The organism is Ekhidna sp., assembly GCF_965221965.1.
Classification (GTDB): Bacteria; Bacteroidota; Bacteroidia; order Cytophagales; family Cyclobacteriaceae; genus Ekhidna.
In genome coordinates, this window is the sequence record NZ_OZ244926.1 from 1746304 (window position 1) to 1762276 (window position 15973).

The 15973-nt window shown below is 44.5% G+C and carries 12 protein-coding genes; 7 read left to right on the forward strand and 5 right to left on the reverse strand.

Translation table 11 applies throughout. The annotated features are described in order from the left end of the window. Window positions 1-1053: 1053 nt before the first annotated feature. Window positions 1054-1923, forward strand: coding sequence for a 4-hydroxy-tetrahydrodipicolinate synthase (gene dapA, locus ACOQON_RS08490; RefSeq protein ID WP_420578494.1), 870 nt, complete (start codon window positions 1054-1056; stop codon window positions 1921-1923). Between the two features lie 666 nt (window positions 1924-2589). On the opposite strand, the gene ACOQON_RS08495 is transcribed toward dapA, so the two are convergent. Then, window positions 2590-2766: a hypothetical protein gene (locus ACOQON_RS08495; protein ID WP_047162768.1), complete on the reverse strand. Its 177-nt coding sequence runs from the start codon at window positions 2764-2766 to the stop codon at window positions 2590-2592. A 91-nt stretch (window positions 2767-2857) separates the two neighbouring features. Then, window positions 2858-4120, reverse strand: a complete 1263-nt coding sequence (locus ACOQON_RS08500; protein ID WP_420578495.1) for an aminotransferase class I/II-fold pyridoxal phosphate-dependent enzyme — start codon at window positions 4118-4120, stop codon at window positions 2858-2860. A 98-nt stretch (window positions 4121-4218) separates the two neighbouring features. On the opposite strand from ACOQON_RS08500, the gene accC reads away from it, so the two are divergent. The 4 genes from accC to ACOQON_RS08520 are packed head-to-tail and all read left to right on the forward strand — an operon-like array spanning window position 4219 to window position 7924. Continuing rightward, window positions 4219-5709, forward strand: a complete 1491-nt coding sequence (gene accC, locus ACOQON_RS08505) for an acetyl-CoA carboxylase biotin carboxylase subunit (RefSeq protein ID WP_420578496.1) — start codon at window positions 4219-4221, stop codon at window positions 5707-5709. Beyond that, complete coding sequence (locus ACOQON_RS08510; protein ID WP_420578497.1) at window positions 5709-7013, forward strand: DUF1015 domain-containing protein; 1305 nt, start codon at window positions 5709-5711, stop codon at window positions 7011-7013. Before accC ends, ACOQON_RS08510 begins: the two co-directional genes overlap by 1 nt. Beyond that, the gene (locus tag ACOQON_RS08515) at window positions 6997-7566 is read left to right on the forward strand and encodes a Maf family protein (RefSeq protein ID WP_420578498.1); all 570 of its coding nucleotides are present in this window, start codon (window positions 6997-6999) and stop codon (window positions 7564-7566) included. Before ACOQON_RS08510 ends, ACOQON_RS08515 begins: the two co-directional genes overlap by 17 nt. After that, window positions 7556-7924: a DUF5615 family PIN-like protein gene (locus ACOQON_RS08520; protein WP_420578499.1), complete on the forward strand. Its 369-nt coding sequence runs from the start codon at window positions 7556-7558 to the stop codon at window positions 7922-7924. The genes ACOQON_RS08515 and ACOQON_RS08520 overlap by 11 nt, the downstream gene beginning before the upstream one ends. Before the next feature lie 8 nt (window positions 7925-7932). On the opposite strand, the gene ACOQON_RS08525 is transcribed toward ACOQON_RS08520, so the two are convergent. Both ACOQON_RS08525 and ACOQON_RS08530 read right to left on the reverse strand, forming a co-directional pair. Beyond that, entirely contained in the window at window positions 7933-9480 is a 1548-nt protein-coding gene (locus tag ACOQON_RS08525; RefSeq protein ID WP_420578500.1) for an Ig-like domain-containing protein, read from the reverse strand. A gap of 186 nt (window positions 9481-9666) precedes the next feature. After that, a complete protein-coding gene (locus tag ACOQON_RS08530) occupies window positions 9667-11589 on the reverse strand; it encodes an OmpA family protein (RefSeq protein WP_420578501.1) in 1923 nt (640 codons plus the stop codon). A gap of 102 nt (window positions 11590-11691) precedes the next feature. Between ACOQON_RS08530 and ACOQON_RS08535 the strand changes: the two genes are divergently transcribed. Next, a complete protein-coding gene (locus tag ACOQON_RS08535) occupies window positions 11692-12255 on the forward strand; it encodes a hypothetical protein (RefSeq protein WP_420578502.1) in 564 nt (187 codons plus the stop codon). 99 nt (window positions 12256-12354) lie between these two features. Then, window positions 12355-12957 (forward strand): hypothetical protein, encoded by a 603-nt coding sequence (locus ACOQON_RS08540; RefSeq protein WP_420578503.1) that lies wholly within the window; start codon window positions 12355-12357, stop codon window positions 12955-12957. 56 nt (window positions 12958-13013) lie between these two features. Here the strand turns inward: ACOQON_RS08540 and ACOQON_RS08545 are convergent, their stop codons facing one another. Then, window positions 13014-15839 carry a M16 family metallopeptidase gene (locus ACOQON_RS08545; RefSeq protein ID WP_420578504.1) on the reverse strand — a complete coding sequence of 942 codons (2826 nt, stop codon included), beginning with the start codon at window positions 15837-15839 and terminating at the stop codon, window positions 13014-13016. Window positions 15840-15973 lie beyond the last annotated feature (134 nt).

A 15973-nucleotide genomic window follows, 5' to 3' on the forward strand; every position in this document is an offset into this window, starting at 1 on the left:
TGCCCTTTAGATCATCCAATAGCCTTCGGCTATGGAATTCACTCTCCAAGCTCGCAACAAGCGAGCTCCTGTCAAAATCACGGGGACGGATTGAGGGAAAGCCGGGATTTGATTTTGACAAGATTTTTTTCGTCTATTTTTTCATCGATTGGAAAAAATAGACAACTAATAAATGTTACCTAACCAGTTCCCGGATTTATTCCGGGACCTTCCATCCAGATCATTCCATAGTGGAGGATCCCGGCACAAGGCCGGGAATACTTTGGGTAGTAAATTTCTTTTTTAAAGGCCTTACGGCCTTTTTTTATTCTCTTTTAACTCTTCAGGCCAGAGTGGCCAACAGCACTCAATCCCACGCCCCCTCGAATCGTCGAACCGCCTTCCAAAGAGGAAATACTTCTAAAACACGCTTACACAATCGTAGGAACCGTGAACCGCTCCCCTCTCCAACATGGAGAGGGGCCGGGGGTGAGGCAGTTCACATTTCGTCACCCCCTGCCCCCGAATCGTCGGACCGCTCAAGGGGGAACAGATACTACTTAAAAGGCCAACCCACAATCCCAGATCCTGAAACAAGTTCAGGATGACACCCGCATTTATGTGCAGAATTTCACTCCCCTCTCCATTTTGGAGAGGGGCCGGGGGTGAGGCAGTTCACATTTCGTCACCCCCTAGCCCCCGAATCGTCGGACCGCTCAAGGGGGAACTTGATTCTGCTTCAAAGAAGCCAGCACACAATCCCACACCCTTCGAGAACCTCAGGGTGACACCCGCAAGGAGCTATAAAATGCCCACCTCCCAATCGCCGGAACGGCGAAACGAAAGGCCTATTCAGGAATGGCGTTAAGAAAATGAGGAATGAAGCCTTAGAGAAAGACTCGACTGTTTGAGCGCAGCGAGTTTCGAGGATTTTAGGCTTTATGAAGCATTTTTAGCCATTAATGAATCAGCCTTGATTTTTGCTACTTTTTATCAAGAAAAAGTAGGGCCACCACGGCCTGAGTGGAAACAACACATTGAACTATCTCCCCCCATCCTTACCTTTGCTATACAATGAAAGCAGAACTGAAAGGAACAGGCGTGGCGCTGGCCACCCCAATGAATACAGACTATAGCGTTGACTACCCATCACTGGAGAAGCTACTCAACCACATCATTGCCGGAAATGCCGACTACATTGTAGTTCAGGGTACCACCGGTGAGTCCCCTGTGTTCTCCTGGGGGGAAAAGTTGGAGATTCTACAGTTTGTACTGGACCACCTGAAAGGCAGCAAGCCCGTGGTGTTTGGACTGGGGGGCAACAACACGTTTGACCTGATTGAGAAATCAAAAGACCTGAAAGATTACGATCTGGCTTCTATCCTTTCTGCCAGCCCTTACTATAACAAACCTTCTCAGGAAGGAATAGTGAGGCACTACCAGATGCTGGGTGACGCCTTCCCCCACCCGATCATCCTTTATAATGTACCGTCCAGAACAGCCTCTAACATGGAGGCCACCACCACACTGGAGCTGGCAAAACACCCAAATATCCTTGGCGTCAAAGAGGCCTCCGGCGATCTGGACCAGTGCAAAGAAATAGCCAACAACCGACCGGACGACTTTATGCTCATCTCCGGTGACGATGGATTGGCGTACGATATTATTAAGATGGGTGGCGAGGGTGTGATCTCTGTGATAGGCAATTTGATGCCTGCCGAATACACCACAATGGTAAACACCGCGCTCCGGAGCGACTATGCAGCGGCTAGCCAGCTCAATGAAGACCTGGCTATTGTTTACGACATGCTCTCTGAGGAAGGTAATCCCAGCTCCCTCAAGGCAGGGCTGGAAGCCAGAGGTATCTGCACCCGCACGGTAAAGCCACCCCTTTTCGACGCATCTGATGCGATGGTAGAGAAGTGGAAGCAGTATTTTAACTGAATAAAACCCCGTTTAGGTTAGTAAATAGCCATTCAATTGTTCTCATCAGGTTATTACCGATGAATTATGTACCTTTTAATTTAGAACGGGTTCTGATGTTACATCAGCTTTGAGGGTGTTTTAATCTATGTTACACAATCTGATTGTGTCACCAAACTACATAGCAACAGTTTGCATTCTCCTCATAAACAGCTGATTTTCGTTGGGCCCGTTCGCTTTTTTATCAGGTATAAACAGAGTCAGCTACCGCATTTATTCCTGCTTTTTACGGCAATCATCACCCGTCACCCCCTAGCCCCCTCAAGGGGGAGCAGATACTACTTAAAAGGCCTGCACACAATCCTAGATCCTGAAACAAGTTCAGGATGACACGCGCATTTATGTGCAGAATTTCACTCCCCTCTCCATTTTGGAGAGGGGCCGGGGGTGAGGCAGTTCACATTTCGTCGGACCGCTCAAGGGGGAACTAGATTCCACTTTACTTGATGATTATGATTCAAAGAAGCCAGCACACAATCCTAGATCCTTCCTGCCTTTGCCGGCAGGCAGGCGACAAGCTCAAGATGACACGCGCTGTAGGGGCTGGGATGAGTTCAATAAAGCCAGACATAAAAAAAGGGAGCCAAATGGCTCCCTAATTTCTTTATCGGTTTGGTCGTTAATCGATTATCCTTTGTTCTTAATGTCTTGAACCTCTAGTCTGATCTCTTGTGCAAGATTTTTCATCTCCTGCATACCTTTTCTTACTCGTGTGCCGGCGGCATTGTTCTTCTTATCGTAAAACTTTTCGAAATCAGCTTCAAGTGATTCAACCATTGACTTAAGTTGTTCAAATCTTTTCATTGTTATAAGGTAATTAAGGTTATCGATAAATTTTAAAGTTCTGGCAATATAGGCCTAAAATCGGTAATAAACAGTTTAAATGATAGAAATATTAAGATTTTGCTAACATCGCTCCTTCTACTCCCGCTTCTTTGTATACGCCACTGTTTAGTTTTTCTTTAACAGCATCAAAAGCATTAAGTGTTTCTTCCACATCTTCCAGCGTGTGCATGGCGGTCGGGATGATTCGTAAAATCACCATTCCTTTGGGGATCACCGGATATACCACCATGGAGCAGAATATCTTATAATTCTCTCTCAGATCCACCACCATATTACATGCTTCTATCACATCACCATTCATGACTACCGGCGTAACCGGAGAGTTGGTGGTGCCGATATTGAAGCCTCGCTCTTTGAATCCATTCTGGATTGCATTCACGATCGTCCAAAGCTTTTCTCTCAGCTCAGGCATGGTTCGCAGCATCTCCAGTCGCTTCAGCCCTCCTATCACCAATGGCATAGGGAGCGACTTGGCAAAAATCTGCGATCGTACTTTATATCTAAGGTGATTGACCACCTCTGTAGGTCCTGCTATAAACGCACCGATGCTGGCCATTGATTTCGCGAACGTGGAGAAGTAAATGTCTACTCCGTCCTGGCATCCATAGTACTCTGCCGTTCCTGCTCCTGTATCACCCATGGTACCAAAACCATGCGCATCGTCCACTAAAAGCTTAAAGTTGAATTTTTCTTTGAGCTTTACAATATCATCTAGTTTACCGGTATTTCCAGTCATACCGAACACTCCTTCGGTTATTACCAGCACACCGCCTCCCTGCTCATCTGCAAGCTTAGTAGCACGTTTTAGTTGCTTTTCGCAATTTTCAATGTCGTTGTGAGGGAACACAAAACGCTTACCGATGTGCATTCGTAGCGCATCAATGATACAAGCGTGACACTCAGCGTCATAAACCACCACGTCCTTTCTGTCAACCAATGCATCGATCACAGACATGATCCCCTGATAGCCATAGTTTAATAGCATGCCTGTTGGCTTGCCTACGAAATCCGCAAGCTCCTGCTCCAGCTGATCATGATAATCCGAGTTTCCGGTCATCATTCGGGCACCCATTGGATACCCCAGCCCCCATCTCTCCGTCGCTTCCGTGTCTATTTTTCTGATCTCCGGGTGGTTGGCCAGTCCCAGGTAGTTATTCAAACTCCAGGCCAGCACTTCCTTCCCCTGAAATTTCATTCGAGGCTGAATGTCGCCTTCTAACTTTGGAAAGAAATAGTAGTTAACATCTTTATCAAGATAAGAGTATTGTCCTAACGCTCCTTTATCACTGAGTAATTTCTCAAATAAATCCATTTACTTGTGTTCTCTTTTTCAAACAAGTTGCAAATTTAGCAGGAATGCGCATATAATGAATGTCGCCTTTTCAATAAACTTGCGCTAACGATTGAATTATGTCTATAAAGAAAATATTAGTAGCCAACAGAGGTGAAATCGCTATTCGGGTCATGCGATCCGCTAAGGAACTGGGAATCAAAACGGTAGCTGTCTATAGTGACGCAGATAAACTCCTTCCACACGCTTCATACGCGGATGAAGCAGTGAATATTGGTCCGGCGGCAGCCTCCGAATCTTATCTCGTACAGGATAAAATCATTGCAGCCTGCAAACAAACAGGCGCAGATGCCATCCATCCGGGGTACGGATTCCTGTCGGAAAATGCCTCTTTCGCAGAGAGGGTGGAGAAAGAAGGGCTTATTTTCATCGGTCCGTCTCCGGAAGCTATCCGTATCATGGGCGACAAGCTCACCTCCAAGCAAACCGTTCAGAAATTCAATGTGCCACTGGTGCCGGGCATGGATGAGCCGATCAATGATGTGCCTAAGGCCAAAAAAGTAGCCGATGATATTGGCTATCCGGTGATGATCAAAGCCAGCGCCGGCGGTGGTGGAAAAGGCATGCGTATCGTGCATGACCCCAAAGATTTTGAAGAGCAGATGGACCGTGCGATGAGTGAGGCCAGAAACTCCTTTGGAAATGATGAGGTGTTTATCGAGAAGTTTATCTCCTCTCCCAAGCACATCGAAGTGCAGATCCTGGGAGACCAGCACGGCAATATCGTCCACCTTTTTGAGCGTGAGTGCAGCATCCAGCGAAGGCACCAGAAAGTCATCGAAGAGGCTCCCTCTGCTGTATTAACCCCTGAAAAACGCAAGCAGATCGGTGAAGCCGCAGTGAATGTGGCTAAATCATGCAGCTACTTCGGGGCAGGCACAGTGGAGTTTATCGCAGACGAAAATCTGGATTTCTACTTCCTGGAGATGAACACCCGATTGCAGGTAGAGCACCCGGTGACGGAACTGATCACGGGCATTGACCTGGTGAAAGAGCAAATCGCCATCGCCAATGGTAAAAAGCTCAGCTTCAAACAGGACGACCTCAACATCCACGGTCACAGCCTGGAAGTACGGGTCTATGCAGAAGATCCTGAAAACAACTTCCTGCCCGATACCGGGAAGCTGACCACCTACATCCGACCACAGGGTGCAGGTGTACGTGTGGATGATGGGTATGAGCAGGGACAAGACGTCTCCATCTATTACGACCCAATGATCGCCAAGCTGATCACCTACGGGAAAGACCGAAGCGAAGCAATCGACCGGATGCGTAGAGCGATCGCAGAATATCAAATTACCGGTGTAAAAACCACCCTTTCATTCTGTGATTTCGTTTTGGGTCACAAAGAGTTTGTGGATGGATCCTTCACGACTAAGTTCGTGGAATCTCATTTCACCCCGGATATTCTGAAACAAGAGACACCTGCTGAATACGCAGAAGTAGCCGCTATCATAGCGAATGAGCTGGTGAATAAATCGACGAAAAAGGTATCTAAAACAGAGCAGCGAGAGACCCGCAGCAAATGGAAAGAAAGAGCGCGTAACTAATGGCAGAGATCAAACCCCTTCGTGCGTGGAGATACAATGCTGACCTGATCAAAAATGTTGACCAGCTGGTTTCTCCGCTTTTTGATGTGGTGTCTGAAAGCCAGCGGGAGGCGCTTTATGAAGAGGAGTACAACAGCATCCACCTTTCGGTACCGCGTGGAGAAGATTCCATCAGAGGAGCTGCCAGGCGACTGATCGACTGGAAACAAAGAGGCATCATCAAGCAGGATGAGCTTCCATCTATATATGTGTACTACCAGTATTTTACGCTCCCCGGATCTGACCGGGAGCGAATCAGAAAGGGGTTTATCGCCAACCTGAGGGTCTATGACTGGCCGGAAAAAGTGCTGCTACGGCATGAAAACACCATGCCTTTCTCCGTGAGTGATCGCATGGATATCCTGGACAAGACACAGCTAAACGTAAGTCCAACGCACGGACTGTACACGGACCCTACACATGAGATCGAGAAATACCTGGATGAGGCCATGATGGATCCACTCTACGAAACGGAGGATTATCAGGGGGTTAGGGATGTGTTCAGTGTCATCCATGATGTTAAGATCATCAAGCGAATCATGGAGATCATCGAAGACAAGCAGATCATCCTGGCAGATGGACACCATCGGTATGAGGGCTCCCTGCTCTATCAAAAAGAGCGGGCAAAAAACAACCCGAATCATACCGGAAAGGAAGGCTACAACTACCATTTGATGTACTTTACCAACACAGAGGCTGATGATTTGCGGATCCTTCCTACCCACCGCATAATCCATGGGCTGGAGCATTTCTCTAAGGAGGACTTACTTAAGAAACTTGATCAGTATTTCTTCATTAAACCAATCGCAGAGGCTTATGATGTGAATGAGGTAATCCTCGGAAAGCAGTGGGCGTTTGGTCTGTTGATTGGTGATGAGGCCTACAAAATCCGTCTCAAGCCTGAGATGATTGATACCATCTCCTGGGATTTTCCACGGACGATTAAGGAGCTGGACTTAACTGTGATGCACTACTTCGTCTTTGAGAAATGCCTGGGTATACAGGGCAAAGACCAGCGCGGCAGCAAGAACCTCATCTTCGAGCGCAACTTTGCTAAATGCCTGAATTCAGTGATCAAAAATGAGGCTCAGTGCGCAATCATAACGAAAGACATATCGATCGAAACGGTGAAAGAGGTGTGCTACAGCGGATACACGCTTCCACAGAAAAGCACTTATTTCTATCCCAAGGTCATTTGCGGATTCCTGTTTGGAACCATAAAAGAAGACGAATTCAATTCATTCTTTGATGAAGCATTTCAATAACCTTATTCTGGCCTCCAAGTCTCCCCGACGAAAGCAGTTGCTTGAAGAAGCAGGTTTTGAGTTTGAGGTAAAGACCGTGGAATTTGACGAGGTATTCCCTGAAGACATGGATGCCACTAAAGTAGCAGAGTACCTGGCGATAGAAAAGAATAAAGCCCATCGCGAAGCATTGGGATCAGGCACTATCATCACAGCTGATACGGTGGTTATTTTTTCGGGTAAAATCCTTGGCAAACCAGCCGATGAAAAAGAAGCAAAACACACGTTGAAGCTACTATCCGGAAAAATACATGAGGTAATGTCCGGCGTTTGCATCAGTAATGAAGAAAAGCAGGTCTCTTTTTCTAGCCTGACAGAGGTTAAATTCCACGATCTGTCAGACGATGAGATCGACCATTATGTGCAGACCGACTCTCCCATGGACAAAGCAGGCAGCTACGGCATCCAGGAGTGGATCGGCCTGATTGGTGTGGAGTGGATCAGAGGATCCTACTTCAATGTGGTAGGCCTGCCCGTAGATCAGGTGTATAAGGTGCTAAAAGATGAGTTTTAAGTTCATCATAGACGAAAACCTGACCCCAGCATTAGCAGTGTTATTCCGAGGTGCAGGGTTGAATGCCCATCATGTCAACGAGATGAAAGCTCAGAAAAAGCAACGGGTCATTGATGATCAGCTCCGATGGCTAGCCATCCAAAAAGGCTATGTTATCGTGACCAAAGACGATGATTTTGTAAAAAGTTATGTCAGCAGGAAAGTACCTGAAAAGCTGGTATATATCCATGGATTAAACGAGAAAGAGCCACTCCTTTCACGTATGAAAGAAGTGGCTCCTCTACTAATAGACCTGTTAAAATCTCATGATTTCATTGAGGTGAATGAAGAAGAAATTAAGTTTCCTTTTTCAACCTAAGGTGCATTTTACTCGTATGCCATAACCCTACTAATAAACCATTCAAAGGTTCCAGAACTTGTGTTCGTCTTCGCATCCAGAGAACTAACCTGTAAATAAGAGTTTGAAGCAGGATTGTGTAGCAACCATGCATCCGCATTAGTCACAGTTGCTCCTTCTTTGGTCAATTGCCAATATTGGTTGCTATAAAAAGCTGTGGAAGTTCCTGGTGGCCTGTTTGAGTATACCTCCTCATTTCCATCATCAACACTAGCCGCATATAGAAACTGAGGGTAATCGGAACCATAAAAGTTATTATCATCATCCAGTTTATTTACAAAAACGTAGACTGTTTCTCCATTGAATGATTGCTTAATAGGCCTCCACAATACAGCACTTCCTGTTGAGGCCTGCTGGATAAGATCTAGATTCCGATATCCATTGGGTCTTGTAGTTGCTTGATCTTCTAGTGCTAAATAAACCGATCCATTCCCATCAATGTAGTAGTAATAGTTATCACTCACCACGACCGTTTCGAAGGAAGACTCAAAATCATCAACCAGATAGTTTCCATTGGCACCTCTTATTTGAGTCCCTACTAAACCTCCTGTAACTGAAACGAGATAGGTAGTCGCAAACTCATCTAATTCCTGATCAGGCGTTAACGTAACCGTATTTCCTGATATCTCAAAAGAAGTCGAGATCACCGATCCTGAACCATTTTTCAATTCAAATGCGCCTTCGCTTACAAAAGCGGTATTTGAAATCAAATCATTAGAAAAAGTAATCACTATTTCCGGATTCAGATCCACCCCGGTACCACCAGGTGATGGGGAAATATTTTCAATTTCAAGCGGTGTATTAATAGTTCTAAAACTCCCCATTATTGTAGCCAGTTCAGTATCCAGCTTATTTCCCGCCAGATCCGTTAGGGCCTCAGTCGGGACATGGTAATAAAAATCAATCTCTCCACCCATCAAATCCTCATCGGGGGTTATAACAATATTATTTCCATCCGCAGCGATGGTTGTAGGTAATGTTTCTGATGGTAGGTTACCACTTAAATAATAACCATCGAAAGTGCTTACATCCATCGGTTCACTGAATGTAAGTGTAATCGTAGTATTAACCGCAACATTCTCCACACCATCGGGAGAAATGGAGACCAAAGTTGGAGGGGTTGTGTCCTCTGTGCTCCCTTCGGCACTTGTTGTAAAGCTCTTGGTATCTCCATATTCTACTCCACTTTCCGTAAGTGCAAATGCACGAACAAAATAAGTTGTGCTTTCAGTTAGACCTGAAGCTGAAACAGTAAAAGATCCTGAAATCGCGCTGCTTGGAAGCGATATATTATTTTCAATATCCGGATTATCTGTTTCACTGATTACTACACCCGCAGACAGTACGCCTTCACCGCTAATACTTCCTCCCAGCGTAGCAGAAGAGCTGGTCACACTAGTTGGAGTGCTGGTAGTAACTTCCAGAGATGCTCCAGAATCTTCTTCTTTACAAGAAATTAACAAAGCTATCGTCGATACCGAGATTGCTAATAGTAGAATTCTAATTTTTGTTTTCATGATTTTCATTAGACGGTACTAATTTGATTGAACCATAAAGAAAACCACGACACAAAACCATGACTATAAGATTTGAATCAAAAACTATCAGATTTGAATCAAAAGGGAATTACCCTAAAAGAAAATGCCACTCTATCAGAAATGAATGAGTGGCACCAGAAATCCTAGAAAGAGAATTAAAAATCGCTAAAACTCCACAATCACAAACTCTGTTCGCCGGTTCTTCGCACGACCCTCTGCAGTGCTGTTATCCGCTATCGGAACACTCTCTCCGTATCCTTTCGCAATCAGGCGCTCACGCTCCACTCCTGCCAGCACCATGTACTCCACCACTGACTGTGCACGTCTTTGAGACAAACTCTGGTTTGTAGTTTCAGCACCGACATTATCTGTGTGCCCTCCTACCTCGATCTTCATGGTCTTATTATTCTTCATCAGCGTAACTGCTTTGTTCAGCTCTACATAACTTATCGGCTTCAATTCAGCCTTTCCTACCTCAAAGAAGATATTGTTTAGCACCACCTTGGTACCCTTCTTGATCGGTTCCAGCGCAATGTCATTTGTGATCTCAGCATAGGTCGTGTCTTTCGGAAGTTCAAAGCTTTGTGAGTAGAAAAAGAAACCTTCCGCATTAGCGGACACACTATAGTCTCGTCCTGCAGGAAGTACGACCAGATATTCACCTGTTGCTTCGTTACTCTTGTTTGTTGCAATCAACTCCCCGGAATTCAGGTCTTCAATAAGTACCAGCGCACTAAGTGGTTTATTATCCTCAGAGTTGGAAACGATACCCTGTACCACGATGGTTGGTTTTGGCTTCAACTCATCAGGTAGTTCCGCTTTAAAGATGTCAAAGTTGTTTTCATCCATTCTCGAGGATGCTAAATAAGCATAGCCAGCTGCTGAAATACTGAAATTGGTGTCATTACCTTTTGAGTTAATCGGATGACCCAGATTCTTTGGTGTAGACCATTTCCCATTCTCAAACACGGTATAAAACACATCAGCTCCTCCCATTCCCGGGTGCCCGGTTGAGGAGAAATACAGCGTTTTACCATCAGCAGCAAGAAATGGACTGTTTTCAGTCAATGGTGTGTTCACAATACTTCCGAGATTTTGAGGAATACCCCAAAGCCCGAGGTGGTTTTTCTCGACCATGTACAGGTCAGAGTTTCCGTAACCGCCAGCTCGTCGTGAGGTGAAAATGATGCGGTTTCCATCGGCATTGATGGTCGGCTGACTGTCCCAGTCCTCATCATTCACTACGTTCCCCATGTTTTCAGGAACGCTCCAGGTATTACCCTTCAGCTGAGTAATGTACAGATCACAGCTTCCGATGGCACCATTTTCATCACAGCGCACAAAAACCATGTTCTGTCCGTCACCGGTAAAAGCCGACCCAAAATCATTGGACATAGAGTTGATTGGCTTTGGAAGCAATTCCGGTGCACTCCACTGATCACCCTCAAGCTTGGAAAAATAGATATCCTCACCAAAATCAAGCTCGGCACTGTTCTCGTCTTTAAAATCAAATCCTCCTTTTCGCACACTTGTAAAATACAGTCTTGTTCCTGTAGGATTCACCGAAGGCATATAGTCTCCGGAAACACTATTTATAGATGCGATGGGTTCCGGTTCTGAGGTATTGGGCGGCATCTCTCTTAGCTCCTGACTGATATCAATGTAATTGAGCCTGTTCATTGCCAGGTGAATTAGCCTTGCCGCCTTGGGCCCCTGAGGTGCATTCTCTAAGTATCTTTTGATGTAAATACGCGCACTCCTGAGGTTGTCCGTTTCAATGTATAAACGAGCTATATCATAATAAATGCTGATGTTGTATTCCGGATCTACCTTCTCCAGATTACGATAAGCATTGATCGTTTCCTCCGTTCTATTCAGAAAATCATAGGTTTTACCCAGGTAAAACCACGCATCTGCATACTGAGGGTTGATCTTAATGGCCTCCTGGAATTTTTCAATGGCTGTTTCATACTTTTGAAACTTGATGGCTTGCATTCCCTGATTGTAAGCCTCTCGATGGGCCTGTGAGAAAGCAAAATAGCCAACAAACAATAGGATAAGCGAATAGCTGATTCTTCGGTTTTGCATGGTTGTTTTAATTGATAATTGGACGAAATTTAGAAAAATAATGATAGAAATAAGATTCTTTCGTTAACGATAAGTATTTTGAACACTAGAAAAGGTAACCTTATGAAACAAATATTTGCTACTACCCTACTGACCGTATTGCTCGTGTCATCCCAGACTCTTGCCCAGGTCGGTGATCCGTTTCCAGCAATGGAAGCGGAAACACTAACTAATGAGTTCGTAGATCTGCCATCCGATCTGAATGGAAAATACAGCCTGCTGGGCTTAGCCTACTCCAAAAAAGCAGAGGACTATCTGAAGGGCTGGTTTGAGCCGGTTTACAATCAGTTTATCTATAAAAACCCTAACCCAGGCCCCTTCGATTTTTCATTTGATGTTTATACCTATTTTGTCCCGATGTTCACGGGCGCCAAACGTCCGGCTTACAAGAAGGTGATGAATAAGCTTAATAAAACAGTGGACAAACGACTCCACCCAAACATTTTGTTTTATAAGGGGACATTGAAGGAATATAAAGACGCACTCAACTTTGACGGAAAAGATTTGCCTTACTTTTATGTGGTTGATCCGGAAGGAAAAATTGTCTATGCTACTTCAGGAAGGTACACCAAACAAAAAATGCAGGAAATCACGGATGCCGTAGAAAGTGCCATGGAAATGAATTAAAACCTAAAGAATATGATATTTCAGCAAAGAAAAATCTATCTATTTCTAATTGCTTTCATTTTGTTAAAGCCCACATTTTCTCAAAGAAATTTTGTAACAATGGGACAAAGCGTTGATGGGGTGCCAATTATGATGGCGTACGATATAGAAGCTGAGGAAGAAAAGGTGGAAGGCTCACCCTACTTATATGAGGATTGGAAGTACTTCATAATTAAAAGGAATAATGGGGCGGAATTCGAGGCACCATATGGAAATTATCACACATATCTAAACGAACTCATAGTCAGGTTAGATGGCAAATTTCACCGCCTCCATGATAGTAGACAGATTGAATACTTCGAGGTTGATAGTGTTCGTTTTGTTAACCTGAGTTTTGAAGGCTCAGATGAGGTCACTTTCGCTGAACAACTAGTAGATTCAGACAAAATTCAGGTACTAAAAAAGTATGCCTGTATCATTAAAAGAGGTAAGCCAAGTCAGGGCATAGTAGAAGCAACTCAAGACAAGTATATCCGCTACGAAGAATACTATGTAAGGAGTAAAACCGATGAGACTAAAATCTGTGAACTAAAGGTTAAAAAAAGAGGTGCAAAGTTGAAAGATGATGATGTTTTTCCAAACCTTGCCTCTTTCCTTAAGGAACACAAGAAGGAGAACTTTAAGGATGATGACAATTTAAAACGAATCTTAAGTAAGTTTTGATAAAAGAATCCGGCTCAGAAAAAAGCCGGATTCTTTGTTTACTGATTCATTTGTTTCTACTGATTCAACGGATCTCCATTTATATCCAGCAGGATAGGATCTCCCATTCCGAGCTTCTTCACTTCTTCCAATTGGGTAGCTCCGTCCCCTACTATCAGGTAGATCATTTTATCTTCATTCATGTATTTCTCAATCAGACCTTTATAATCTTCCAGCGTCATTACAGTAAGCTCGGCCTGCTCTTTCTCCATAAAGTCAGGAGTCTTCCCAAACTGACTGATTTCATGAAGCATATTGAGTTTCGCACCAAGGCTTTCAAAAGCCCGGGTATTCGCTTTTAGTACTTTTGTTTTAGTTACTTCCACGTCTTCTTCGGTAAAGTTTTCACCGTAGTTAGCGATCATGTCCTTCATGATCTCCAGAGACGGAAGTGTTGCATTCGCCCGAACACTGCTGGTGGCCGTGAAAGGAGCTATCACTGATCGTTGGGGAACATACGAATATGCTCCATATGTGTATCCTTTTTCAATACGTAAGGTTTGGAAAAGCTGACCGCTGGAACCTCCACCCAGTTTTTCATTTGCATAGGTAAGCTCGTTGTACTCCGGATTCAACCCGGAAATCGCTTGCTTTCCTATATAAATGACGGACTGCTTTGCTCCTGGGAAGTCAATAAAGAAGAGTTTTCCTGCATTGTCTGCACCAGGTGTGGGATAAGAAACCATTTCTACATTCTTCGACTCCCAGTTCATACCTGTCAACTGATCCATTACACGGTCTTTGCCGATGTTTCCAGCAACATGGAAACTCGCAACAGCAGGTGAAAAATTGGTGTTGTAGTAAGTCTTTAGATCATCAAGGGAAATATTCTCAGCAGTCTCCAGTGTTCCCAGCGAAGAATAGCCCAAAATATGATCATCACCATATAGCAGCTTGTTAAACACCGTTGAAGCAATAGCAGTCGGGCTTGCCTCTCGTCCTTTTAATTGTGTGATTAATGACTGTTTTAAGCGATCATACTCTTTTTCATCCCATCGTGGCTCCAGAATTATTTCCTTGACAAGTGCAAACGTCTCATCAAAGTTTCTGGTCAGACATGAGGCCGAAATCGTGATTTCCTCATACCCGGCCCTCACATTGATGGAGGCACCTAACAAGCCAATGGCCTCCTCTAATTCTGCTGGTGTCTTAGTAGCTGTTCCTTCAGTCATCAAATCTGCCAGAAGTGAAGCAGCACCGGCCTTGTCCATCGGGTCGTGATAGTGTCCTCCTTTCAGTGTGACATCAAAATAAACCAATGGCAGCTCTGTGTTTTCTATTCCAAAAACCATCATGCCATTATCCAGGTTATCACTCCATACTTCAGGTGATTTCAATAGTGGAAGTTCTCCAAATTCCGGTTCAGATCGATCATACTTGGATGGAGTCTTTTCGTATTCTGCCACCTCTCCCCGTGTTACATTCTCGGCTGCCACATCAGCCACTATTTCCTCCTCCCATACTTCTGCTTCCACCGCTCCATCAACAATCAAATCTAATTGTCCTGCAGGCACAAAGCTGGTCATAACATAATTCTGACCTTTAATGTATGTGTTATAAACACGCATAACATCTTCTGCAGTAACCGCCTGGGTCCTTTCTGCCGTTTTTGTAATATAGCTTGGATCACCACCGAATTCATTATCTGTAACTAACTGAAATGCTTTGTTTAATACGGTGCTGACACCCTGGTACAGATTCGTTTCTAACTCTGCCTTGATTCGCTTCAGGTCCTTTTCATCAATCCCATTTTCCTCAAACCGAGCAAGCCCTTTTTCCACAGCAGCTTTCACACTATCCAGGTCTGTGTCAGCATTCGCACGAACCCTGAAAACAAACTCGCCCGCGACTTCACTCGAGCTCTGATAGGTAGAAACATTAGGGGCCAGTTTTTCTTCTTCGACCACCACCTGATAGAGTGGTGCCTTTTTGCTTCCACTTAACAATTGACCAAGCACATTAAGCGCATACATGTCTTTGTTGTAATCTTCTACTGTTGGATAAACCATTCGTAACTCGGGAAGCTTAGCGAAGTTGTCCTCAAAATAGAGCGACTTGGTTTCCTCAAGATTGACTGGTTGAGGCTGTGGCTTTTCTACCTCAGGTCCTTTTCTGATCTCACCAAACCAACGCTGTACTTTTTCTTTGGTCTCAGTAGGGTCAATATCACCGGCAATTACCAAGGTGGCATTTCCGGCTCCATAATATTGCTCATAGAATTCCTTTACATCCTCCAGTGTAGCCGCCTGCAGGTCAGGCAGAGAACCGATTACAGTCCAGCTGTAAGGATGTCCTTCCGGATATAGATTTTTTCTGATCACCTCATCTGTGTATCCATATGGGGCATTATCCACACGCTGACGCTTCTCATTCTTCACCACCTGCTTTTCAGCCTCTAGTGCGTCCTCTGTAACCGTGTTAATCATATAACCAAAGCGATCGGAATCAATCCACAGGATTTTATCGAATGCATCTTTAGGTACTACTTCGTAATAAATGGTGCCGTCAGACCAGGTCCCTCCGTTACGGCTACCGCCCCATTCCGGGATTAGCTTCCTGTTTGCACCACGCGGTACATTTTCAGAATCATTAAAAGACATATGCTCAAAGAAATGAGCAAACCCTGTGCGTCCGGGCTTCTCTCTATTGGAGCCGACATGCATCAAAGTAGCCACCGCCACAATTGGGTCAGAATGGTCTTCATGTAAAACAACTTCAAGTCCGTTATCGAGTGTGAACTTTTCATACTCGATCTTAAATTCCTTACTCTCCATGCGCTCTTTTGTATCGCATCCCAAGAAAGATGCAATGATGATTAATGATAAGATGTGTGTGAGTTTCATGTGTATTTGATTTTGAGCTTACAATATGAAGGATTGTGATGAAAATGAAAAACAAGATGTGATGATCGGTCAAAGGTTTTCACATAAAAAAACCCGCCATAGCGGGTTCTTTATTCTATCAACATAACTAAGAA